General features: G+C 38.8%; 17 protein-coding genes and 1 pseudogene. 4 read left to right on the forward strand and 14 right to left on the reverse strand.

From position 1 onward, the window contains the following. Window positions 1–68: 68 nt before the first annotated feature. A complete protein-coding gene (locus tag JNUCC41_RS22115) occupies window positions 69–1214 on the reverse strand; it encodes a glycerate kinase (RefSeq protein ID WP_192204861.1) in 1146 nt (381 codons plus the stop codon). 227 nt (window positions 1215–1441) lie between these two features. Here JNUCC41_RS22115 and JNUCC41_RS22120 point away from each other — a divergent pair, with 227 nt between their 5' ends. Beyond that, complete coding sequence (locus JNUCC41_RS22120) at window positions 1442–1669, forward strand: hypothetical protein (RefSeq protein WP_192204862.1); 228 nt, start codon at window positions 1442–1444, stop codon at window positions 1667–1669. A gap of 455 nt (window positions 1670–2124) precedes the next feature. Next, window positions 2125–3732, forward strand: coding sequence for an FMN-binding glutamate synthase family protein (locus JNUCC41_RS22125; protein WP_192204863.1), 1608 nt, complete (start codon window positions 2125–2127; stop codon window positions 3730–3732). Between the two features lie 108 nt (window positions 3733–3840). Here JNUCC41_RS22125 and JNUCC41_RS22130 read toward each other — a convergent pair whose 3' ends face one another. From JNUCC41_RS22130 to JNUCC41_RS22140, 3 genes are all read right to left on the reverse strand, one after another. Next, window positions 3841–4230, reverse strand: coding sequence for an MFS transporter (locus JNUCC41_RS22130; protein ID WP_192204864.1), 390 nt, complete (start codon window positions 4228–4230; stop codon window positions 3841–3843). 389 nt (window positions 4231–4619) lie between these two features. After that, window positions 4620–5558, reverse strand: coding sequence for an MBL fold metallo-hydrolase (locus JNUCC41_RS22135; RefSeq protein ID WP_192204865.1), 939 nt, complete (start codon window positions 5556–5558; stop codon window positions 4620–4622). 600 nt (window positions 5559–6158) lie between these two features. Next, a complete protein-coding gene (locus JNUCC41_RS22140) occupies window positions 6159–6752 on the reverse strand; it encodes a branched-chain amino acid aminotransferase (protein ID WP_192204866.1) in 594 nt (197 codons plus the stop codon). 172 nt (window positions 6753–6924) lie between these two features. Here JNUCC41_RS22140 and JNUCC41_RS22145 point away from each other — a divergent pair, with 172 nt between their 5' ends. Further along, a complete protein-coding gene (locus JNUCC41_RS22145; RefSeq protein ID WP_192204867.1) occupies window positions 6925–8043 on the forward strand; it encodes an NAD(P)/FAD-dependent oxidoreductase in 1119 nt (372 codons plus the stop codon). A 650-nt stretch (window positions 8044–8693) separates the two neighbouring features. On the opposite strand, the gene JNUCC41_RS22150 is transcribed toward JNUCC41_RS22145, so the two are convergent. The 5 genes from JNUCC41_RS22150 to JNUCC41_RS22170 all read right to left on the reverse strand — a co-directional run bounded on the left by JNUCC41_RS22150 (window position 8694) and on the right by JNUCC41_RS22170 (window position 13454). Next, complete coding sequence (locus JNUCC41_RS22150) at window positions 8694–9455, reverse strand: hypothetical protein (protein ID WP_192204868.1); 762 nt, start codon at window positions 9453–9455, stop codon at window positions 8694–8696. A 455-nt stretch (window positions 9456–9910) separates the two neighbouring features. Further along, the gene (glaH, locus tag JNUCC41_RS22155) at window positions 9911–10849 is read right to left on the reverse strand and encodes a glutarate dioxygenase GlaH (RefSeq protein WP_192204869.1); all 939 of its coding nucleotides are present in this window, start codon (window positions 10847–10849) and stop codon (window positions 9911–9913) included. A 327-nt stretch (window positions 10850–11176) separates the two neighbouring features. Continuing rightward, window positions 11177–11518, reverse strand: a complete 342-nt coding sequence (locus JNUCC41_RS22160) for a DUF3870 domain-containing protein (protein ID WP_192204870.1) — start codon at window positions 11516–11518, stop codon at window positions 11177–11179. A 29-nt stretch (window positions 11519–11547) separates the two neighbouring features. Then, on the reverse strand, window positions 11548–12765 hold the full coding sequence (gene lhgO, locus JNUCC41_RS22165; RefSeq protein WP_192204871.1) for an L-2-hydroxyglutarate oxidase: 1218 nt from the start codon (window positions 12763–12765) through the stop codon (window positions 11548–11550). Window positions 12766–12779: 14 nt separating this feature from the next. Next, window positions 12780–13454, reverse strand: coding sequence for a GntR family transcriptional regulator (locus tag JNUCC41_RS22170; protein ID WP_141992068.1), 675 nt, complete (start codon window positions 13452–13454; stop codon window positions 12780–12782). A gap of 986 nt (window positions 13455–14440) precedes the next feature. On the opposite strand from JNUCC41_RS22170, the gene JNUCC41_RS22175 reads away from it, so the two are divergent. Beyond that, window positions 14441–15151 carry a Dph6-related ATP pyrophosphatase gene (locus tag JNUCC41_RS22175; protein ID WP_192204872.1) on the forward strand — a complete coding sequence of 237 codons (711 nt, stop codon included), beginning with the start codon at window positions 14441–14443 and terminating at the stop codon, window positions 15149–15151. Window positions 15152–15658: 507 nt separating this feature from the next. Here the strand turns inward: JNUCC41_RS22175 and JNUCC41_RS22180 are convergent. The 5 genes and pseudogenes from JNUCC41_RS22180 to fdhF all read right to left on the reverse strand — a co-directional run bounded on the left by JNUCC41_RS22180 (window position 15659) and on the right by fdhF (window position 22520). Further along, complete coding sequence (locus JNUCC41_RS22180; protein ID WP_228467416.1) at window positions 15659–16231, reverse strand: tyrosine-type recombinase/integrase; 573 nt, start codon at window positions 16229–16231, stop codon at window positions 15659–15661. Window positions 16232–16839: 608 nt separating this feature from the next. After that, a complete protein-coding gene (gene uvsE / locus JNUCC41_RS22185; RefSeq protein ID WP_192204873.1) occupies window positions 16840–17811 on the reverse strand; it encodes a UV DNA damage repair endonuclease UvsE in 972 nt (323 codons plus the stop codon). Between the two features lie 178 nt (window positions 17812–17989). Next, window positions 17990–18493: a PCYCGC motif-containing (lipo)protein gene (locus JNUCC41_RS22190; protein ID WP_192204874.1), complete on the reverse strand. Its 504-nt coding sequence runs from the start codon at window positions 18491–18493 to the stop codon at window positions 17990–17992. 549 nt (window positions 18494–19042) lie between these two features. After that, a pseudogene (locus JNUCC41_RS22195) lies at window positions 19043–19564 on the reverse strand (DUF1641 domain-containing protein); the annotation flags it as partial. Beyond that, window positions 19557–22520, reverse strand: a complete 2964-nt coding sequence (gene fdhF / locus JNUCC41_RS22200) for a formate dehydrogenase subunit alpha (RefSeq protein WP_192204876.1) — start codon at window positions 22518–22520, stop codon at window positions 19557–19559. The pseudogene JNUCC41_RS22195 and the gene fdhF, both read right to left, overlap by 8 nt. Between the last annotated feature and the right edge of the window lie 58 nt (window positions 22521–22578).

Here is a 22578-nt window from a genome sequence, read left to right on the forward strand (position 1 = left end):
CGTTTCAAGCTCTTCTTCATTTAGTTCCCTTTCTTTATATCTTTAATCTCTTTTAGAAAACAAGTAACCTACCTACTATTTTTAATCGCTCCCAAAAAAGTCCGCATTACTTGTTCGGCTGAAATTTCCAACAATTCAGCTCCTCTATCCATAGCTTCCTTTAAAGGCATAGGAGCGTTCACTAAACTATGAATACTAGTTACTCCATGGTCATATAAAACTTCAATACCCGTTCCGATCGATCCAGCTAAAACAAATACTGGAATACCGTACTTTTTGGCTTCTTGTGCAACTCCCATTGGTGTTTTGCCTGAAGCTGTCTGGTAATCGATTTGGCCCTCCCCGGTAAAAACACAATCAGCATCGGACAATTTTTCACCCATTTTCGTATGCTCCAACACAATATCGATGCCCCTTTTTGTTTCCGCTGGAAAAAAGGCTTGAAATGCACCTCCGATTCCACCTGCAGCACCCGCACCCGCTTTATCATGCAAGTGTATGCCTGTCTTGATTTCCACTAAATCAGCCCATGATGATAAAGCTTTATCAAGCAATTCAACCATGGCAGGAGTGGCACCTTTTTGTGGTCCGAATACACTTGATGCCCCATCCGGACCGACTAACGGATTCTGGACATCCGACGCAATCAAGAACTTGGAATCTGCAATTCTGGAATCAAAATCTTCCGTATTAATTTCTGATATCCGTGATAATTCGGCACCCCCGAATCCTAGCGGTTTACCATCTTCATCAAGCACCCTCATTCCCAAAGCCAGGAGCATTCCAACACCTGCATCATTGGTAGCGCTTCCACCTACCGCTAAAATGAACTTTCGACAGCCATCATTCAATGCTTTTTGAATAAGCTCCCCTGTTCCGTATGTAGTAGTGATTAATGGGTTCAACTCATCTGGATCGACTAGGCACAGTCCGGATGCACTGGCCATTTCAATCACGCATGTTTCCTGATCACCCAAGATCCCATATGCTGCCTGAACGTCTTCAAGTAAAGGTCCTTTAACGGTCACTTCAACTTTTCGACCATTCGTAGCTGCAACAAGGCTATCCATCGTACCTTCCCCGCCATCCGCTACAGGAACCAATTCTGTCTTCGCATCCGGCAGTGCCTTCCTGACCCCTCGTTCGATAGCTTTGGAAGCTTCTAATGCTGACAAACTTCCTTTATAGGAATCTGGTGCAATAACAATTTTCATGCTCAGGCCCCCTTTGAATATCTTTTTATTTATAATCTTTTTAAATATTTTAGTCACCGGTCATTCTAAACGAAAATTAGTATGACATATTGTTTGTTTTTTTGGTTATATCAGTATGTATTCTGTTATGTTATGTCCCCACCTACCTAAAGTATAAGATTGCTAAAGGGTTAAGCTAACGACCATCCCCTTTTTCATTATAAGTCATTGCTTGTTTGATGGGGGTGATGGAAACGAAATTAAATCCGTTAAATAAGAGTGAGCCGATTCAAATGACGGAAACTGTTTTTGGTACTCAACATACCCTTGTTGGGTTCCTGAATGTGAATCGGTTTCTCTTTCTCCATACTGCGTTTGCTGAAAATAGTATCGACCAAAGACTGGATACAATCATCAAACAATTAAAAGCATTTTGTTTTCGAAACGGTTTGGGCTTTTTTGTGGAAACGGTATAATAAATGTCACTCTTTCCGGGAAGCTGAATCAGCACTTTCACTAGGTGAAGCAAAAAGGCACTGCTGGAAAGGAGGATGATCGGACGAAACGGCAATTTCAGGAAAGCATCCTAGGCAGATTATCTGAAAAGTCGGTCGAGGCACTGCAACAATTTTTAAAAATATCCGGGTACTTGCAAAAAGAATGTATATCCATCGTAATCCCCTTATATACCGCTTTAATATAATCAAGGAAATTAACATAAACCAGAGGAGCTAATGGTGCCATAACTTTGCAGATAGTCATTTAGTTAAGACGGAAAGGAGAAACTAAAGATAAAGTAAGATCAAGACGATTATTTAAATTAACTCATTCTATCCCTATTAAATTCTTGCATTGGAAATTTGTATAATTGATCGAATTACCGAGTAGATTAACAATACATGATTTTTTTGCATATCAGGAGGGAATTTGAATGAGTGGCATCGCAAATCTTTTAATTATCCTTGGATTTACCGTTATTTTCATCGTTATCATCGTCTTGGTTTTCCTAATACTTTATATGATTTTCTTTGACCGCACGCAGAAGCATCATGCAATTTTAAGAAATTACCCCGTGCTCGGGAGAATACGTTACTTTCTGGAAAAAATCGGGCCTGAAATGCGGCAATATTGGTTTAACAGTGATAACGAAGGAAAACCCTTTTCCCGGGATGACTATGAACATATGGTGAAAAGTTCAAAATATTTACGGGATGTAATAGGTTTTGGTTCAAAACGGGATTTTGATGAAGAAGGCTTCTTTGTTAAGAATAGCATGTTCCCAAAATTGGCCGAAGAAGAAAAATACGATCGAGAAACAAAAGTGATGACTAAAAGATACATTCTAATGAAAGACCCGCTTTTCTCACAGCGAGAAGAAAAATGGGGAGATGAAGTGTCCTCTGCATTCTTATTGGATGATGAAGATTCCGTGATCATCGGCCCAAACACTAAGCATCCCTTTCGATTAAAAGGTCTTATCGGCATGTCCGCCATGAGTTATGGTTCTTTGGGGAAGAACGCAATCACTGCCCTTTCTGAGGGATTAGCTGCAGCAAAAGGCACATGGATGAATACAGGGGAAGGCGGACTTTCTCCTTATCATTTAACCGGCGGTGTCGATATAATCATGCAAATCGGGCCGGCCATGTTTGGGGTCCGTGATAGTAAGGGCGCAATGGATTGGGATGAATTAAAAAGAAAAAGTGAAATACCGGAAATCAAAGCATTTGAAGTCAAATTGGCTCAAGGTGCCAAAACTCGCGGAGGGCATATCGATGCTGAAAAAGTGAATCCTGAAATAGCTGAGATCCGTAAGGTCGTACCATACAAAGCGATCGATAGTCCAAATCGGTTTCATCAATTCAATGACGTAAAATCCATGTGCGATTTTATTGAAAGAATCAGGGAACATACAGGCATTCCGGTCGGCATCAAAATGGTCATCGGCGGCAATGACAGTGTCGAAGAGCTTGCTAGCTATATGAAAGAAACCGGGCAAGGTCCCGATTTCATTACATTGGATGGCGGTGAAGGCGGCACGGGTGCTTCTTATCAGGAATTGATCGATAGCGTAGGGTTGCCGCTAAAATCCGCATTGCCGATTTTAGTATCGACATTGGAAAAATACGGCGTCCGAGATCGGGTTAAAATCATCGCCTCCGGTAAATTGTTCACGCCTGATAGAATCGCCATTGCCCTAGCTATGGGAGCTGACCTTGTTAATATAGCACGTGGTTTCATGATTGCTATAGGTTGTATTCAGACGATGAAATGTCAATCAAATGCTTGTCCTGTCGGGGTAGCAACCACTGATCCGGAATTGCAAAAGGCACTTGTCATCGATGAAAAGAAATACCGTGTGGTCAATTTTCTTGTTACCCTTAGAAAAGGATTATATAGAATTTCAGCCGCTGCTGGTTTGGATTCACCTATCCATTTTCAGCCTAAGCACATTAGTTATAAGGATGATATAGGAATTGTCACATCCCTTGAAGATATCATGAAAGAAGTAAAGGGACAAATAGGTGCCAGGCAATGAAAAACCACCGCCCATGTTTGATGGGCGGTGGTTTTTCACTTTATCAATAAGCGAAGATCCAAAATGTATCAGGCATGTAAACGAATGTCCCCTGTCTGGACTTTCCCCTTAACCATCAGCTTTCCATAGCGATAATAAACATAAACTACAGCTATAAAACCAGTTATGGACAGGAATGGGATCAAATATGAAGATGATTGATATATTCCCGCTTTTCGACATCCAATCCGTTACAAGCGGCATGACTATAGAAGCCAATCCTGCAGCTGTTGCCACGATCCCGGTCACTGCTCCTTTTTTTCTCCAGAACAATTCCGTCATAATCGTAATGGCTAATTGAAAAACCCCCGCAGTGGAAAGTCCGATGAAAAATGCCGTGATGGAAACGATGATAACCGTTATTGGCCGGACGATCTTTTTTAATAATACGGATAAAACCAATACAAAAATGAGCGCCCCTAAACTATAATAACTCAGTAATTTGATGGAACTGGCCATTGTCATGCCCACAGCTTGCTCTGTGAAATGGTGAATAATCCTGTTGATGTGAAACCGATTATCACGAGAGCAAGTCCCTCTTTACGTAATACCGGTTCTGAAATGAATTTCATTCCCCCGGTATTATACATATTCGTACTTGGAAAATAAACGGTGAATAAAAACACACTCCTGATGCTGTTTTCATAAACGTGTTCTTCATCCCAAAACTCCCAACCTGTCTTCAGTAAACGTTCTCCACCATTTCAATATTCATAAGAATCTAAAAATAATTTTTAGTAAACAAAACCGCTTAAACCTATTCATTAACGTATATTTAAGACAGTGTGATTTGCGTTTTTAATGCAAAAAAGCTCATATGACATGAGCTAGAATCAATGTTCAATATTTCAAATGGATTGATAATACCATTTGCCATCACGTATAAACTTTATGCATTGGTCATTCAAAAGAAGGTATTCAAGGTGAGCCAGTGTTTCACCAACTGCAAACCTGGTTTCGTGAATGGGCAGATTTCCAAATAAGATATGGCAAGCACTTTTTACAGAAATCGGCTCTTTCATGTTTTCATGAATTACATGCAGCCTGCCCTGATGGTGGTCCAACAATTCAACAATTCTTTTATTGGCATTTTGAAACGGTTTCCCATGGGAAGGGATGACATATTCAACGTCCAGCTTTTGTATTTTTTTCAAAGAAGTAAAAAACTCTTCCAATGGGTTGCAAAGACCTTTAAACCAATACGAAATATTTGGAGATACCCTGGGCAATATATGATCTGTCGAGAAAAGGACACTTTTTTCCTTATTATATAATGATATCAGGCCATCAGAGTGCCCCGGCGTGGAAATTACTTCATACTCATATTTGCCAAAATGCAGCTTCATTCCTTCTTCAAGATGATGATTTACGGTAGGATAGGGTTTTACTTGGGGCATGAATCCACTTTCGTCACTGGATAAGGCGACGGCTACCTCGTCTTCCATTCCACATGACTTATAATTATCTTTAAGCAGTTTCAGCGAATCCATTTCCCAATATGTAGTTCCCGCATGTTCATCCACTTGTGTCATCCAAACATCCGCACCGGTTAATTGTTGTAATGCCCCTGCATATCCGTAATGGTCTGGGTGATAATGGGTGATGATAATATCGGTAATATCGTGTTTTTTGATAATCGGGTTCCATAAATCCTTTGTCGTTTTGTTATTTAAACCCGTATCAATGATTGTCCAGCCTTTTTTACCTTCTGCTAAGAAACAATGGACATGATCCAATCTAAAAGGCATTGGAACGGTAACTTGAGTAACTTCCAATTCATTCAGCACCTATAACTTCCCCTTCCGATGTAACTTTATTTACATGAACAAAAAATCAAAAAACAAAACATTTAAGTTTATTAAATAAAGGTATATCATTAATCAATTCGACGAATTCTTTCAAGTTCCTTTAATCAATATCCAGAACCCATGGCCTAGGGCATTTGTTTGTGGGTGTAAAAATATGACCGTTTATTTGCACTACAGGGTCGCTTTCCGAGTGGGTCTGCCCCTTCCGTTCCAATCAACTACGTTTCAACAAAAAGAAAGAACTCATTTGCATACAGTCTTTTTAAAAATATAGAAGGATTAAAACTTCAGGTGATAAGGGTGCTTTCTTCAGCGAGGTCAACTTGAAAGGGTTACTATAGATCAACTGGTGCTATCGAACCATTTGGTTGTAAACTGGAGACGGACTTTGTTTTATCTTACATGCATGACTTGGTGGAAGATATGTATTCAGAGGTAGGACACCCATGTATGAATCCATTTATATTCTCTATTACTGCTTCAAATCCAATAAAAAACCAAAAAGGTTTCGGAATGAGAGCATTCCGAAACCCTTTTGTCCACAAACTGACGTCATTAAATTAATGGCGGCACCTCGTTTTACATATCCTCCTCGATTGTTTGAACAAGGATAAAAAGAAAATGATAGATTAAATTAAAAGCTTCTTGTAATGACATGTCTTCTCTAAACCCTTTTAAGTTATCCAAGGCAAAATTCACGTCCCATAGCCCGTCGCCCTGATTAAACATTAAACTGAACGAGCCAATTCCTCCTTGAAGTTCCTTAGTTAAATACGTTTTTAAAACTTCACCCATTTTTTTCTGGAATTTCAATCCGAACATCGCGTTATATGTACCGAAAACATCATCGACTTCTAACGAAAGTGCCTCAACGCCGATTAATTCGAACCATTGTGATTCAAAGTAAAGGAATTCATCTTTGTTTTTTTTCAAATACTCGATAGGTTGTGCTAAAAATGCAGAGTTCTCTTCAGAGATTAATTCTTCGCTCTCTTTATTACTGCGCTCCATATAGGCATCTGTAAAACGAGAAGCATTTTCTTTTTCCACTATAACGATATCATCGGCAATTAATTTATGCTTTTCTATATAATCCTTTTCTTCTTTAAACAACTCAACCTTTTTTTCGATTACGGATGTTGATATGTATGATTCCATTTGTTTTTTTAACATGATTTGTCCTCCTAGTATCTTTTCAAGCTCTTGCAATTTCAATCATAGCATATTCCATATAGATAAAATAATTTTGTGAAAGAAATTACAATGTCGATTGTAGCAATCAATTCGTGTCTTCGATATAGTAGTGGTAAGAGTTTATACATATAAGAGAAATGAGATGTTGAATATGCAAAAAATCATTGTAGTTGGTGCAGGAATTTTGGGAGCTTCAACTGCCTATCAGTTGGCTAAAAATGGGGCTGAAGTGATCATTATTGACCGTCAAGATATCGGCCAGGCAACATCTGCAGCTGCAGGAATCGTTTGCCCGTGGATATCGCAAAGGCGCAACCAAGCTTGGTATCTCCTTGCCAAAAATGGGGCGGCTTTTTATCCCGGTTTAATTGAAGAACTTGAACGGGACGGGGAAACAGAGACAGGTTATGCCCAAGTCGGGGCCATTAGTCTACATACAGATGAAGCTAAATTGAATGCCATGAAAAACCGGGCGGCAAAAAGGAAAGAAGATGCACCGGAAATTGGGGCAATCACTTTACTTTCCGCAGAGGAGACTCGTGCCTTATTCCCGCCTCTTTCCAGTGAATATGCAGCCGTTCACGTGAGTGGTGCCGCGCGGGTCGATGGACGCGCACTTCGTGATTCCTTATTGCGGGCATCACAAAAAAACGGTGCAAAACTTTTGTATGGTGAGGCTATACTTTCATATAACGGTTCACAAGTGACAGGTGTAACATTTGGAGATGAATTCATACCTGCTGATAAAGTGATCGTTTGTGCTGGCGCTTGGGCACCGGAATTACTGAAGCCACTGGGCGTTAATTTTCAAGTCACCTTCCAAAAGGCTCAAATCATTCATCTGGAATCGCCAAATGAAAATACGAATAACTGGCCAGTAGTCATGCCTCCGAGTGATCAATATCTTTTGGCTTTCGATAATAATAAAATCGTTGCAGGGGCGACACATGAAAATACGGAGGTATTCGATAACCGAATGACCGCAGGAGGGCTGCAGGAAGTTTTCAACAAAGCCTTGCAAACCGCCCCCGGTTTGACGGAAAGTACGTTTGTTGAAGCAAGGGTCGGTTTTCGCCCATTCACGCCGGGATTCCTTCCGGTTATGGGCCCTTTACCGGACTGGGAAGGCATAATCGTAGCCAATGGTCTTGGGGCTTCCGGTTTAACAATGGGCCCATATTTAGGCTTCCTATTGGCAAACCTCGCACTTGATAGAAAAATCGAAATCGATTTGGAAAATTATGATGTAAGAGGTGCGCTTTTTACATAACTTCTAATTCATTACCTATTGGCTTTATGATGAATATCGACTGATTTGAAAAATACCCAGATCAGTTTTTTTAAAATGGTCCTTTCATAAAAAAATCAAGGACCTTTATTGGGTCCTTGATTTATAAATTCTTTAATTTTTCGAGCAGGACATTCTTGTGGGAATTTGACAAATTCATCAATTCAAAACTTCCACAAATATCTATGTGCCATTGAACAATATTTCCTTGCGCAGCAAACATCGTTTATACGAAATGGTTTTCTCTAAAGGAAATTGTTGAAGCCACAATTAACCATCATCAACATTACATACAGTTTTTCTCTCATGCATGACTGTTGATGGTTCAGTTACTTTAATCGTATAAAATATTTATCCATTTATTTTTCATCTATTTATTAATATCAGGTCCACATACTTCTTCATAAATAACTTTTAACTCTTCAATAGTAAGTGATTTTAAAAATTCCTCTAGTTCATCCATGTTAATGCCTCCTATAATAAAGAACATTTGTTCTTATTATAATCTCCAAAATATCACGAGTAAATAGTTAATTTTACTTTTAACACTTTTAGATGAACGAAATAATCACCAAATATCCCCTATCTTTAAAAACCTAAATATAGCTTCATTGAGCCTATAGCCCTTCTCTTTAACCAATGGTCATTTCTTTTGAAAAATAGTGCTGTAACATCATTTTCATTTGCCCTTTATTTGCTGCAAATTGCTTATGTCGATGCCCATTTCCTCCAGATGGATGAGGAAATCCCAGAAGCATGTTGTTGGCATCTAAATAATCTTGACCCGCTAAATAGTTTAAGACCTTGGAAACGTTAACGCCTAAAGGAATAATAAGCGGGCGTTCAATGGTACCTATTTCGGTAGCAAAGCCTTCCATTATATTTTTTTTAAGCAACTCGGTCTTTAAAATATTCGGAGTCGTTCCACTGTAGTTTTTCCCGTTATAAAAGACTGGATAGGTTAAAACAGAGGTAGTATGAACGAGGTGACTAGCTTCGTTAAAAAGATCCTGTGTGGACGAAATGTTTAAGTATGTGTGTAATCCAAGCTCATCTAACATGTGAACTAAATTTTTTCTCATCGTTCCTTCAAAACTGGAATTCCTTTTTACTTCGTGCAGGATCTCTTCATCGCTATGTAAGTGCCCTCTTGCATTAATTACGGTAGAATATGATTTTTTCATTTGATGTAAACCAGGAGTGATTCCGACAATCACCACTTTGGCCCGTTCATTTACATATTCGAAAGGTGCGTAATAGATTTCGAGTTTTTTCTTTTCATCTCTTTCAAGCAAAAATTGTTCGCTCTGTATCATTTTATCTGAATAGTCAGCAGGTAAAGCATTAATTAAATCCTTAAATTGCGTAAAATTAGAAAAAATAGCGATTCCCATAAAAAACCATCCCCTCTTTCTACGATTTATTGGCCATATCAGTATATCAGAAAAGAAGGTTCGTCTACGAACACATGATGTGTTCTGCGTGAAGACATTTGGATAAGCTATTATCTTTTGCGAATTAATTAGACACTTGTTGTTATAAAATGTTGTTTTTTCTCTCCAAATTGATGAGAAAAGCTTGATAAAGGATGTATTGGAATGTGCCGTGGATTGTGAAGCGTAAAAGAGAATATAGATTAAAATAATTTTTACACGCTGGTAGCGTTAGTTCAAGATAATAGATAGATGCGTGATGATGTTTAAGGTCCTCTTTTTCCCTTCCATTTACAACATTACTCTTTAACTGAAGCTAAAAAAAAGATAAATTGCTTTCCAACCCTTCGGTTGAAAAGAATTTATCTTAAAATGGTGTTTGGGGATGAATAAAAATTTGGGTTTACAAAATGAAACTATTGATTGAATCTTCCGCGCTGGCGAAGTAATTCACGGTTCAGGTTCGGATCCTTTTCAAATGCAGCGCGTCCGTGAAGCCAGAATATGTTATTTACGACAACTAAATCTCCAACAGGCAGTTCCAGCTCAAGCACACTTTCATCGCTTTCTAATGAATTGGATAAATCTCGTAAGTATTTGGCTTGTTCGATTGATTCAGGATAAACGAATTGATCGATATAACATATACCAGGTTTGTTATTATGATTGAAGAAAGTCAATCTTTCAATCTCCTGATCAATGTTTTTGCTTTTTGGAGCTTTATACGTGAATTTGTGGCTGGATAATGGATGATTCACATACATATCAAGCTCTTTCCAATCGTCTAAGTGCAATAAACGTGATTCTCCACCGCGTGCATTTTGTTCGATCATCTTCATCATTATTAACCAATCCGTCGGTTCATCTACAAAAGTGCCGTCCGTATGAAGGGTAAATAAACGATAAGCCTGACGCAAATACGAATCACTGCTATCTGTGTCTTGAACACTAAAGCGGGCATAATATTTTCCTGACATGGCATCATGGTTTGGCGTTCCCAGCAAGTATGAAATGGCCGTTGCAAAAATGACGTATTCATCCGTATTTTCCGTAACACCCTCCAAGCCTAGTGTGAAGCCTCCGGATTCCCGATCATGAACGATGTTCCGAAGCAATTCACCAAAGTCTTCACCCACTTGATCCAATAAATAGGAAGCAACGATGAGTCGTGCATATGGTGTATATTCCAGATGTTGAACAGACTGTTTATCCTTCGATACGGTTTCTAAAAAAGCGGCAATTGCCTCTTTTGAAATTTCAATATGATATAAACGGCTGGATTGAGGGTGAACTTTCACTTCGTATTTTTCTGTTTTCCTTTCGAACTTTGCTCTCTTTTTTTCTGCAATGCTCATGAATAATTCCTCCTGTTATTTGTAATATAGGTGACAAAGTTAACGGGAAATATAAAAAGCCAGTCGCACATGATCCCCAAATAAAATAGGAATCGAACTGTACAACTGGCTTATATTCACTTCACTGCTCTATGTAAATAGAGTCACAGCGAATATGCAGTTTATGTATGATTTATTTTTCCTGTTTCCAATCATTATGATCTTTACACGATTCTGAAAAGGTATTTTCCAAAGGTGTTAATGTCATAATATTGGCTTAATTCCATTAAAACGTTTTTTCGTAAAATTGTCAACACTTTTAACATATTATTCTGAAAAATTATATTGCTAACTTTGTAGTTTCGATTTATCTCCTGCTTTAATTTGCTGAAAATGGAGATCGAGGTCTTTCAAGGCAGCAATCAGTGCGTTAGCGGCTTTTCCCCGATAATAAGATTGGATGGATTCTATCGCGTCATCAACACCATCATTTAAACTGATCCCTTTTAATAAACGCCCAATAAATTCCCTGCCATGCTCTGTTGCCAGTGTACAGGAAGCTTCCAGGACGACCCCATATTTAGCATCGACTTCTGCAGTAATGGTCAGTGTTTCAAAGACACTTTTCGCTGCCATCCCTTGAGGTAAACGAGCATGACCTGCAATGAAAATTGTTTTACCATTGAACATGAGGCGCCTTCCTCTCTCTTTAACGAATTTTATTTTGTTAATACAGCTTCCAATAAGTGTGTTTGTTCCGGAATGCGGTTAACAACCTCTTTTCCGATTTCAATCGAGGCTGTTGCTGCAGGTGACGGTGCATTACATACATGGATGGTCCGTTTCCCTATTATAATATGAAAATCATCCACCATATTACCATCATCCTGTAACGCCTGGGCCCGTACTCCAGCAGGTGCAGGGATTAAATCATCTTCTTGAATTTCAGGAATCAACTCCTGCAGGCTTTTCGTAAATTGCTTTTTACTAAAAGAGCGGACATATTCCTCCATACCTTCCTTCATGAATTTACTGGCCAGCTTCCAAAAACCTTTATAGCTTAAAACTTCAGTTAAATCTTTCGCATTGAAGTCCGTTTTCTTATAACCTTCCCGTTTGAAACTTAGTACAGCGTTTGGACCGGCATCTACTTCACCGCTAATCATCCGAGTAAAATGAACCCCCAAAAATGGAAACTTTGGGTTAGGTACCGGATAAATCAAATGATTGACAAGGAAGCGTTTTTCAGGCTTCAGTTTAAAATACTCACCGCGAAACGGGACAATTTTCATATCAGTTTTATACCCAGCTGCTGCTGCGATGCGATCACTGTGCAACCCTGCGCAATTAATGACCATTTTTGCTTTAATTGTACCGTTGTTCGTATCGATGATGACATCATCAAAATCCTCGTTAATTTTCTCGACCTTTGTTTTCAGCTTAATTTCACCGCCGTTGCCCCGGATAATATCCGCCATCTTTTCACTTACCTGACGATAATTGACGATGCCGGCTTGCGGGACGCGAATCGCACCAAGCCCATTGACATGTGGTTCGATTTCCTTTAACTCATCCACACCGATTCTTTGTATTGCCAGTTCATTTTGCAAACCGCGGGAATACAAATCATCTAAAAGGGGCAACTCTTCTGGCTTTGTTGCAACAATTACCTTTCCGCAAATATCATGTTCAATTCCATGCGTCCGGCAGAATTCCGTCATTGATTTGCTTCCTTGACGGGCAAACCGTGCCTTGAAACTGCCCGGTTTATAATAAATTCCTGAATGAATGACGCCGCTGTTATGTCCCGTTTGATGATCTGCAACAACAGCCTCTTTTTCAATGACTACCACTTTAGCATTAGGAAAACGCTGGTAAAGTGCCATTCCTGTCGATAATCCTACAATTCCTCCGCCAACAATTGCGAAATCATACACAATTAACACTCCTTTTATTGATGATTTTTAGTATTCAGCAACTCCATATACGTAATTAAATTGTTCTTAGTCCGTAAGATGTGAAATTCTACTGCTGCCCTTAGTTCTGCAGGATCCCCTCTTAGTGCCGCTTCATATATCATCCGGTGTTCCCGTTGCGTTTCTGGGTAATAATCAATCAGCAAATTCGGCGCAATGGGGGAGATCCCCAGCGTTTCTACCATTTTTTGAACCCTTGGCCATGGGCATCCTTTTCGGAGGGTTTCATGAAAAGCCGCATTCAAAAGGATATAATGCTCATTGGTTTCATCAGATAATTGAATTCCTTCCATTTCAATCAAAATTCCCTTTAGTTTTTCTTTGTCCTCCTTTGTTAAGTAAGGAAGTGATTTTTCTACTGCAAGGCCTTCAAGCAGAGACCTAGTATGATAAATTTCTTCAATATCATCCCGGGTAATCGGTGTGACGATTGCTCCTTTATGGGGAACCATTTCCACCAACCCTTCCAGTTGAAGCTGTGTTAGGGCCTCACGGATGGGCATCCTGCTAACTTCCAGGCGATCTGCCCACTCCTCTTGGATGAGTCGCTCTCCCTTTTTCAAAGTCCCATTCAAAATCGCTTTCCTAAGACTTTTTGTTACATTTTTAACGATTGTTGATTTATCTCTTCCAGAATTAGCATTATCCAATCCAGCGTCCACCTTTCGATATTGGATACAATTTTAACTATAACAACTATATAAAGCGATTACAATACTGAAAATTAAATATATTGTATCCAATTATAAAAATAATGGATACAAAACTTTAGAAGACAATCCTCTACAGACCTTATTATAATTTCTTGCACCCGTTTATATTTTTTTATTAAACAACTTAGTATTTGTTCCAAGACCATAAAATTTCAGAAATTCTAAACAAGGAACAAATGACAAAACCTAAAATATATCAATATGATATCATTGTTACTAAATCCTAATTTATACAAAAAAGGGAGTTGTTATTAATTTAGTAAAGAAGTCTATATAATTGACGAAACAAGGACTAATAATTTCTCGGATAAGGAAATTTTCGATAAAATCGGATCCCTATGGAGCAAAGCAAATGATCATGATATTGAAATTGATTTGAAATATGGGATATACCAACAGTACGAAAGTAACTATCGTGGCAATTATACTTTAGCTATAGTCACCATCGAATGAAAAATCGGTCATTCCAGATCAGGAATATGTGGTGTTTAAATGTTTTCAAGATGAACAATCCGTGGGGGAATCTTGGTAAAAGGTATGGCAGTTGGTAGAAGAAAAAGAAATATAGTCTGGATTTTGAAAAGTACTATCATGCTGGAAAAGTGGAAAAATATATTGCAATTTTCAAGTGATAAAAGCATCTATTATGTGAAATGAGTAATAAAAGTAGATTCTTTATTTAGCTGGTCCTAAAGGCATGAACCCCTTCACCCACAGGGACTCATGCCTTTTTATTTCACCTTTGTTCACTAGGTATTTAAGATGATCCTCCTTTAGCAATATGACTTATCTTGTCCCGTCCGACATTTATATTTTATCTGCAAGCTACAACCGTGATAAAATCAAACAAATATAGTTATGAAAATTCATCTATAAAATATGAAATTGGCAAAAAAGTCATTAGAATAAAGGGGAAAATATGAATGTCGGAATTAAAAGATTGGAAAAATAGTGCTCACGGGCATAAGTTCATAGCTTCTTTTAGCGGTGGAAAGGATAGTGTCTTAGCTCTATATAAAGCAATAAAGATTGGTGAGCCTGTAGGACTGATCGTCATGCTGGAGGAAGAAGGAAAACGTTCCAGATCCCATGGAATGCCTCAGGAACTCATACATGCCCAAGCTGAATCAATAGGATTGCCCTTATATTCAGCAGCTGCCAGTTGGACTGATTACGAAAAAGTATTTATGCGCCTTTTAGAAAATGCTAAAAATCAAGGAGCAGAAGTGTTAGTAACTGGAGACTTGGATATGCCCGCTCATGGCTGTTGGCATGATAAGGTTACGAAGAATGCCGGGTTGAAGCTTGGAATGCCTTTATGGGAAATGAACCATCGTGAAGCTGTCGATGAATTCATGAATCTAGGATTCGTAACGATCATTGTAACCGTCAATTTATCATTGGGAATGCGAGAAGATGATTTAGGGCGAACTTTAACCCATGAATACGTGAAGGAACTTGAAGCTCGAGGCATTGACCCCTGTGGAGAAGGTGGAGAGTTTCATACAACGGTAATAGATGGGCCTATTTTTAAACAACCGATTCCCGTTCGTAAATGTGAGATTATTAAGGACGGGGAGTATGCTTTTTTACCTTTGGAGCTAGATCATTTAACGAATAACAGTACCTTTTAACCAAACTAATAACCCAAATTCCTTGCAAGCATTCCCTACTTCACCCCGATTATTACATGTTCTCTAACAATTGGGGTGAAGTTCATATGGTGGAATCCTTTTTTGGACAGGAGGATAAACCGCTAATTTTAGTTACCATAATATAATTATAGTAACTTCGTTGTTTGTCCCCCCTTTTCATTCTTGATAACTTTTGTAACATTACTTATTCAAAAAAGTATAACAGATTTTCAGAAGTCTAAATGTTTCTAATATAATCTTTGAAAAGAAATTGGATTTTTTACATAATCACTACTGGATGATATCAACAAAAAAAGACTATATTCTAGTCTTTTTTTGTTGATATCCTTCGATTGTGTTAAGGTCCTATCCAATTACCAGTAATACCAGTTACCTCGAGCATACAGATCTATCTTAATAATGTTGCATTGGAATAATTCCCTACTATAAGACTGAAATATCAATAATTAATAATGAGTAATACAAGAGTTGTCTTCGTCCGTTCTGTTAATAATAGAAATCCATCAATGTTTCGTCCATTAAATCTTGTGTGAGTCCTATGTAAATCATCGTATCTTTTGGATTGGAATGATTAAGGATTTGCTGCAGTAAAGCAATATCCTTGAATTTTTGATAATGCAAATAGCCGAAAGTTTTCCGAAGGGTATGTGTACCGACATCCGGAATGTCTGCCATTTCAGCTGCTTTGTTCAGCACCCGATAAGCCTGTACCCTAGTGATCGGTCCATTTCCTTTTCGACTCGGAAATAAATACTGTTCATTCTTCAGGTTCGATTTCCGGACATATTTCCTTACTTCCTTCCGTAGTTGAGGATTGACCAAGAATCTCTTAATTTTATCAGTTTTTTGCTCAACAATGACTATATGCGTACCCTCGAGAATATCTTTAACCCGCAATTGTAAAAGATCCCCTATACGTAAACCAATGTTTATCCCGATTGTAAACATCATATAATCCCTGTAGCTGCAATATTTTAATAATGACTTTTTCATCTTTTCTATGTGATCCAACCGGCGTATCGGCTGGACATTCTTTATTCTTTGAGAGGTTGCTTGCATGAATGGCTCATTCCCCTTTCCCCTTCTTTCATTGTACGTGAACAGGTGAAAAAAAGGCAAGTTTTATAAATTTTGATACCTTGATAAACCTTGATATAACGCGTTTTTGAATGTATCAATAGAGGTCCTTTGTTACATTCGGAATATTCTTATAAAAAAAGCCGAAAATCGCTTAAAATCTACCAACCTCCATTAACCGCTTCTACAGCCTCATATAGCGTTTTTAATCAGAAATCGATTCTTGACTCTAAGGAATTAAAACAACAGCTTTAAAAGAGAAATATGAAGCTCGCTTTTTGACTTTTATTATAATTTTTTATGAAAATATACGATATTAAACAAGACTGTTTTTCTTTTTTTAATATTGTCTCTTTTCTATATTAATATAAGGGAAACACCATTTTAAAAAAGCCGATTTCCCCCGCTAAGAAATGTCTGGTATTCATTACAATTTATTCCTGCGAGAACAAATAAAATCGGTCCCGGGATTTCTTTTCCTCATTTGTTGTTAGATTCATTTATATTGACAATAATCATGTTATGTAAACACTAATTTTTGATAAAGAGAATCTTAGTTACTTCCCTTTGTCAAATATACCTCCAACCAATTAATGAATATAAAAACTGGCATTATCTATGATTTCTATTTCTTTGTAACTTTTTAGCTCATCCATCAATTGGAAAAGTGCTCCATCCTTTTGTTTTGCTTCAATCATGCAATCCAACTGTGGTAAGCTTCCCTTTATTTGGTGCAAAAATTCCATGAACATTCCTATATCCACAAAGTCAGCGTGTGCACGAAATTCCTTATCGGACCTTGGACTTGAAATATGCATTTTAGGAGGTAGCTTCGAAATACTCCAGGTATTTAATATACGGTTCCAATGCTCTCTCCAATCTTCACTTGGTAACTGATGTGCGAGGTAATGGTGGTAATCAAAAACCATCGGAATCCCTAATTTCTCACATAAATAAAGGGTTTCCGACAAAGTAAAGGTAGTATCATCATTTTCAAGAATGACCATTCTTTGAATCGATTCAGGAATCAAACCCCAATTATGGATGAATTGCTCTAATGCCTGAACATGCTCCCCATAACCGCCCCCAACATGGAGAACACAGCGGTGCTCGGGATCGACTCCCATTTTTTTTAATAACGTATGATGCATCCTTAATGTTTTTAAAGATGTCTTCAGAATATCGATATTTGTACTATTCAAGATAACGAAATGATCTGGGTGAAAATCTATCCTTATTTTTGGGTGGTTTGTAATGAATGTTTTTAATTTAGCCAGTTCTTCTGAAATCGGATCGATGTAATCCCATTCTGGAATTTCTGGATGATTGGCTAAAGGGATTAGTTTTGAAGAAAGCCTAAAGAACTGAATATCATTAGCTTCGTTATGAATCAGCAAACGCCAGCAATTATGAAGATTGGAAATTGAAATACGTTCGAGCTTCCTTATCGCGGCATCTCTGTCCTTAATTTTCGAAAACTGAGCAAAAGTCATCGTTTGGGATGGTGAACAGTTTGGAACATGATTACTCATGGCTACATAACCAAGGCGGATTAATGTCAAGGGGATAGCTCCTTTACGATTTTATGTTTATTGGAAGTATTCCCCATCGCAATCAATATTATATATGTAAGCAACCATCCCTCCCAAAATAAAAAAAAGGCCTTTTTCCGAATGAATATCGGGCAAAAGCCATTTTTCCAACTATCATATTCACGCTAGGATTTCATTCTCTTTCCTTTTACACTTCAGGGGTCGGGGTTGGTTTAGCATATCCACTTTTATATTTCTCATCGATTTTATTCCGGATCTCTTTAATGCTCATACCGTCATTCAAGTCCAATATGGATTGTGCAGCTATTTCTAAGCAAACTCCGCATTTCGTCCCGTGGTCATCCCAAACGACTTCACCATTTTTTTTATTTTCATGGATAAAACAATCGTAATTATTTTTATGGTTAGCTGACTCTCCACAACCGCAGTAACAAGGTATTTTTTCAAGTAAATTTTTGTTTTGCGCAACAGCTAAATAGATTGTCTTCATATCCTCAGGTTTATCAGCTAAGAAATCCGGTGCTATCTCATTGCTGCTGGTCTCCTCCTGAAGGTCACCGGATACCGAATGCTCTGAATGTCCTTCATGACTGTTTTCTTTTTGAACAACACTTTCCTCTTCACTTGAACAACCTGAAAGTATTAATGAAGAACAGATCCCTAAAGTGATGGTCATTAATTTTAGCTTCATTTATACACCCCTTGATCAATTTGATACCCCCATTTTATGGTACGCAACGGATTTCTACAAGCATTAGGTTCCATAATGATAAGGATTTAAAATAACAAGTATACTAAAATGCCTTACTGGTACGACTTCGGTATTACCAAACTTTAAAAAAGAATGAGGAGTCCTATTCTCACTTTCAACCCTTTTTGATTAAGTATCTGTATATGTTCGTTTCACTGATGATTGACTTTATTATTTGTGTCTAATAAAAATATAAAAGGCTAGTGAGAAATTTATTACTTATCTTGCGAAAAAAGCCGATGATTCCGTATAAGGGAATCATCGGCTTAAATATTTTATTGAGAATCATTTCAATATTCCGGAGAAAAACGAACAAGGTCCTTATTTCTTTCTTCTCGATAACGTTAGCGGAATGGTTACGAGTGAAACTCCTGCAGCGATCCAAAACCAGCTGGTATATCGTTTTTTTTCTCTTCCGCCTTCACTGGGTATACTTGATCCGTATGATTTTCTTGTGGTCGGCCGTTCTATGTCTGCTGTTTCATTCGCTTTATGCAATTGCTGATTCTCTGGTAGTTGTGTGGTTCTTTCTAAACCGCTTGTATCTTCCCCCATTCCTTTAAGGAAGGTCATCAGAAATGTCATGGCTTGTTTGACTTCTTGGTCATTCAAGGAACGCATCAGCGCTAGATAGCTTGGCTTATCAGGAGTTTTACCCGCTTCGGCGACACGGGCAATCCCTGAATTGACTTTAAGGATAAGCGGTTCAAGCTGCTGAACATTAAGTGATCCTAAAGTGCCAAGTATGAGAAGGAGATTTTTTAGCGTATTTGCCGTTTCTGGGGTGTCTGCTGTTTTGACAAGAATGTTCAGCACTTTGTCCCCTTCCTTCAACAAACTGTTAACCATTGATAATATCCCACGATCCTGCATGCCTTTCATAACTTCAAACGTTTCTTTAATCACTTCTTTATTTTCCAAAAGGGTACGCTCTATATCCTCGAGTTCAATTCTTCTTCTTTCTTCATCGCTTAAGGTGATTCGATTGATCACTTTTGTCGCTTTAGCCACGGTTCCTCTCCTCCTTTTTGATTTTCAAGAGGTCACCGGGGAATATATAATCTTCGCGGGCCCATTTTTTTTGTACTTGTACACCTATCTGTGGTTGTGGATTACCATTACGATGGTTGAAGCTCGGCAATGGATTATCTCCTTTGACCCTGAGCACTTCCATTTTTGCCTGAACTTCCTTATAGGCAGGGGTATCAGTATCTTTATCTGAATGGCTGCTTGTCAATTGGTTGATTGCCCCGTCACCTGAATCGTTCATTGGCAGATAAACCTCTTTATCTTTAACACGATCTGTAACCAGGCATTGCACTTTCGCATTTCCATAAGGTGAAGTAAGCCGAACGAGAGTGCCATCCTCAAGCCCTCTATCTTTTGCCAATTCCCTGGATACTTCAAGGAATACTTTTGGCGTTTTGTAAGTGATGCCTTTTGATTTATAAGTCATGTTTCCTTCGTGGAAATGTTCCAACAATCGGCCATTATTCACATGGATATCAAACTCATCCCCAAAGTCAATCGGTCTGGTCCATTCGACTGGAAATAACCTTGCTTTTCCATCAGGGAAAGGAAAAGCTTCCGTGAATAAAAGCGGCGTATCTTTACCATCTGGTGCCACTGGCCATTGAAGACTTTTATATCCTTCCAAGCGTTCATAACTTACTCCAGCATATAATGGAGATAGTTTAGCTGCTTCGTCCATGATTTCACTTGGGTGCTCATAATTCCAACCTGCTCCTAACGAATTAGCTACATTCATAATGATTTGCCAATCGGGCTTTGAGTCACCCAACGGTTCAAAGACTTGATATAGACGTTGAATACGGCGTTCGGTATTCGTGAAGGTACCTTCTTTTTCAAAGCTTGGGCTTGCTGGGAGGACGACATCCGCGAATTCTGCCGTTCTTGATAAGAAGATATCTTGTACCACAAAGAAGTCCAGTTTTTCAAATGCTTCATGAACATGATTGATATTGGAATCGACCAGACCCATATCTTCTCCTTTTAAGTACATTGCTTTGATGGTACCTGCATGAATCCCTTCGACCATTTCATGATTATTAAGGCCTGGGTTTTCTGGTATTTTTGCACCCCAGATGTTTTCATATTTCGCGCGAACGTTTTTGTCCGTTACTTTTTCGTAACCTGGCAAGCGATCCGGCATACTGCCAAAGTCGCTGGCTCCTTGGACATTATTATGTCCGCGTAAAGGATAAGTACCTGTTCCAGGTTTACCGTAGTTGCCTGTTATGAGCAATAAATTGGAAATTGCAGTACTCGTATCGCTTCCTCCGCCATGCTGGGTAACGCCCATGGCCCAAAGCGATGCAACACTTCCCGCTTCATGAATGGCTTCTGCAAGCGTAATTAAATCTTCTTTAGCTACACCTGTTACTTTTTCCGCATATTCCATTGTGTAAGGTTCTAAAGACTTGATGTATTCCTCCATCCCATTTACGCGATTTTTGATGAAGTTTTTATCAGTCCAACCTTTGTCGACGATATATTTAGTCACGGCGGACAGCCAAATGATATCCGACCCCGGAGCAGGCTGGATGAAGAGATCGGAACGTTCAGCCATTTCATGCTTTCTGATGTCCGCCACAATCAGCTTCTGTTTACCTAGTTTATGGGAACGTTTGATTCTGGTAGCCAAAACGGGGTGGGATTCGGCTGTATTGGAGCCTATGATTAATACAAGTTCGGACTTTTCGATATCTTTTATCCCTCCTGTATCCCCGCCATATCCAACCGTTCTGAATAATCCCAAAGTAGCCGGCGTTTGACAATACCGGGAACAGTTATCGACATTATTGGTGCCAATGATTCCCCTTGCCAGCTTTTGCATTAAATAGGACTCTTCATTGGTGCATTTGGAAGACGTTATGAAAGCCATTGAATCCGGTCCGTGATACTCTTTGATTTCGGTGAATTTACGGGAAATCAATTCAAGGGCTTCATCCCATTCAACTTCCTTGAACGCATCTCCTTCTCTAATTAAAGGTTTTGTGAGTCTTTCTTCACTATTCACGAAATCCCATCCGAATTTCCCTTTTACACAAGTCGAAATTCCATTTGCAGGTGCCTCCACTTGCGGTTCGATTTTTAGGATTTTACGATCTTTGGTCCAAACGTCAAAGCTGCATCCTACCCCGCAGTATGTACAAACCGTTTTTGTCTTCTTGATCCTTGCATCCCTCATGGCTGATTCCATATCTGAAATCGCTAGAATCGAACCATATCCCGTTTCCACATTTTTCGTGATTTCTATCATAGGTCGAAGAGTTTGTTTAGCGATGCCGGTTAAAAATCCAGCTTCCCCTTCCATTCCTTTTTCCATCATTGCATTACACGGACAAACTGTGGAACAGTGTCCACATGACACACATGATGATTCGTTGATTGGAACATTATTGTCCCAAATGACTCGTGGACGTTTAGCTTCCCAATCAATGGTCAATGTTTCAGTGACCTGTACATCTTGACATGCTTCAACACAACGGCCGCAAAGGATGCATTGATCCGGATCATATCGATAAAATGGATTTGACCGATCCACTTCATATGGTTTCTGATCAAAAGGAACACTTTGATGATTTACCCTCATTTCCTTAACCGTATTGTGGATTTCACAAGTGCCATTATTATAATCGCAAACCGTACAATAAAGCTCATGGTTATACAATATCTTGTCCATCGCCATGACCTGTGCTTCTTTTACATCTGGTGAAACTGTATCGATTACATCCCCAGCCTTGATCTTGGTGGAACAAGACCTTACAAGTTCTCCATTAACGCTCACTAAACATGTATCACATGTTTCGATAGGACCCAGGCTAGGATGGTAACAAACATTCGGGACTTCAATCGAGCTATCCGTCAGCATTTGTAAAATTGTTTGATTACCTTCCAGGCTGGCCTCGACACCATTGATTTTTATCTGTACTTTCTCTGGCAAAATAATCGCTCCCCTCTTAAAAAACGATAAAACTCATCATTACGTATTTTCTACCCCC

The sequence above is a fragment of the Brevibacillus sp. JNUCC-41 genome, assembly GCF_014844095.1.
GTDB lineage: Bacteria > Bacillota > Bacilli > Bacillales > DSM-1321 > Peribacillus > Peribacillus aracenensis.

Coding starts and splice junctions, on each gene's coding strand:
- JNUCC41_RS22190 (WP_192204874.1), bottom strand. CDS start 18,493: ATGAAGCTAAAATTAATGACCATCACTTTAGGGATCTGTTCTTCATTA.
- JNUCC41_RS22180 (WP_228467416.1), bottom strand. CDS start 16,231: ATGCAAGCAACCTCTCAAAGAATAAAGAATGTCCAGCCGATACGCCGG.
- JNUCC41_RS22115 (WP_192204861.1), bottom strand. CDS start 1,214: ATGAAAATTGTTATTGCACCAGATTCCTATAAAGGAAGTTTGTCAGCA.
- JNUCC41_RS22140 (WP_192204866.1), bottom strand. CDS start 6,752: ATGTTAAAAAAACAAATGGAATCATACATATCAACATCCGTAATCGAA.
- JNUCC41_RS22145 (WP_192204867.1), top strand. CDS start 6,925: ATGCAAAAAATCATTGTAGTTGGTGCAGGAATTTTGGGAGCTTCAACT.
- JNUCC41_RS22160 (WP_192204870.1), bottom strand. CDS start 11,518: ATGTTCAATGGTAAAACAATTTTCATTGCAGGTCATGCTCGTTTACCT.
- JNUCC41_RS22125 (WP_192204863.1), top strand. CDS start 2,125: ATGAGTGGCATCGCAAATCTTTTAATTATCCTTGGATTTACCGTTATT.
- glaH (WP_192204869.1), bottom strand. CDS start 10,849: ATGAGCATTGCAGAAAAAAAGAGAGCAAAGTTCGAAAGGAAAACAGAA.
- JNUCC41_RS22150 (WP_192204868.1), bottom strand. CDS start 9,455: ATGGGAATCGCTATTTTTTCTAATTTTACGCAATTTAAGGATTTAATT.
- JNUCC41_RS22120 (WP_192204862.1), top strand. CDS start 1,442: ATGGAAACGAAATTAAATCCGTTAAATAAGAGTGAGCCGATTCAAATG.
- JNUCC41_RS22130 (WP_192204864.1), bottom strand. CDS start 4,230: ATGGCCAGTTCCATCAAATTACTGAGTTATTATAGTTTAGGGGCGCTC.
- JNUCC41_RS22175 (WP_192204872.1), top strand. CDS start 14,441: ATGTCGGAATTAAAAGATTGGAAAAATAGTGCTCACGGGCATAAGTTC.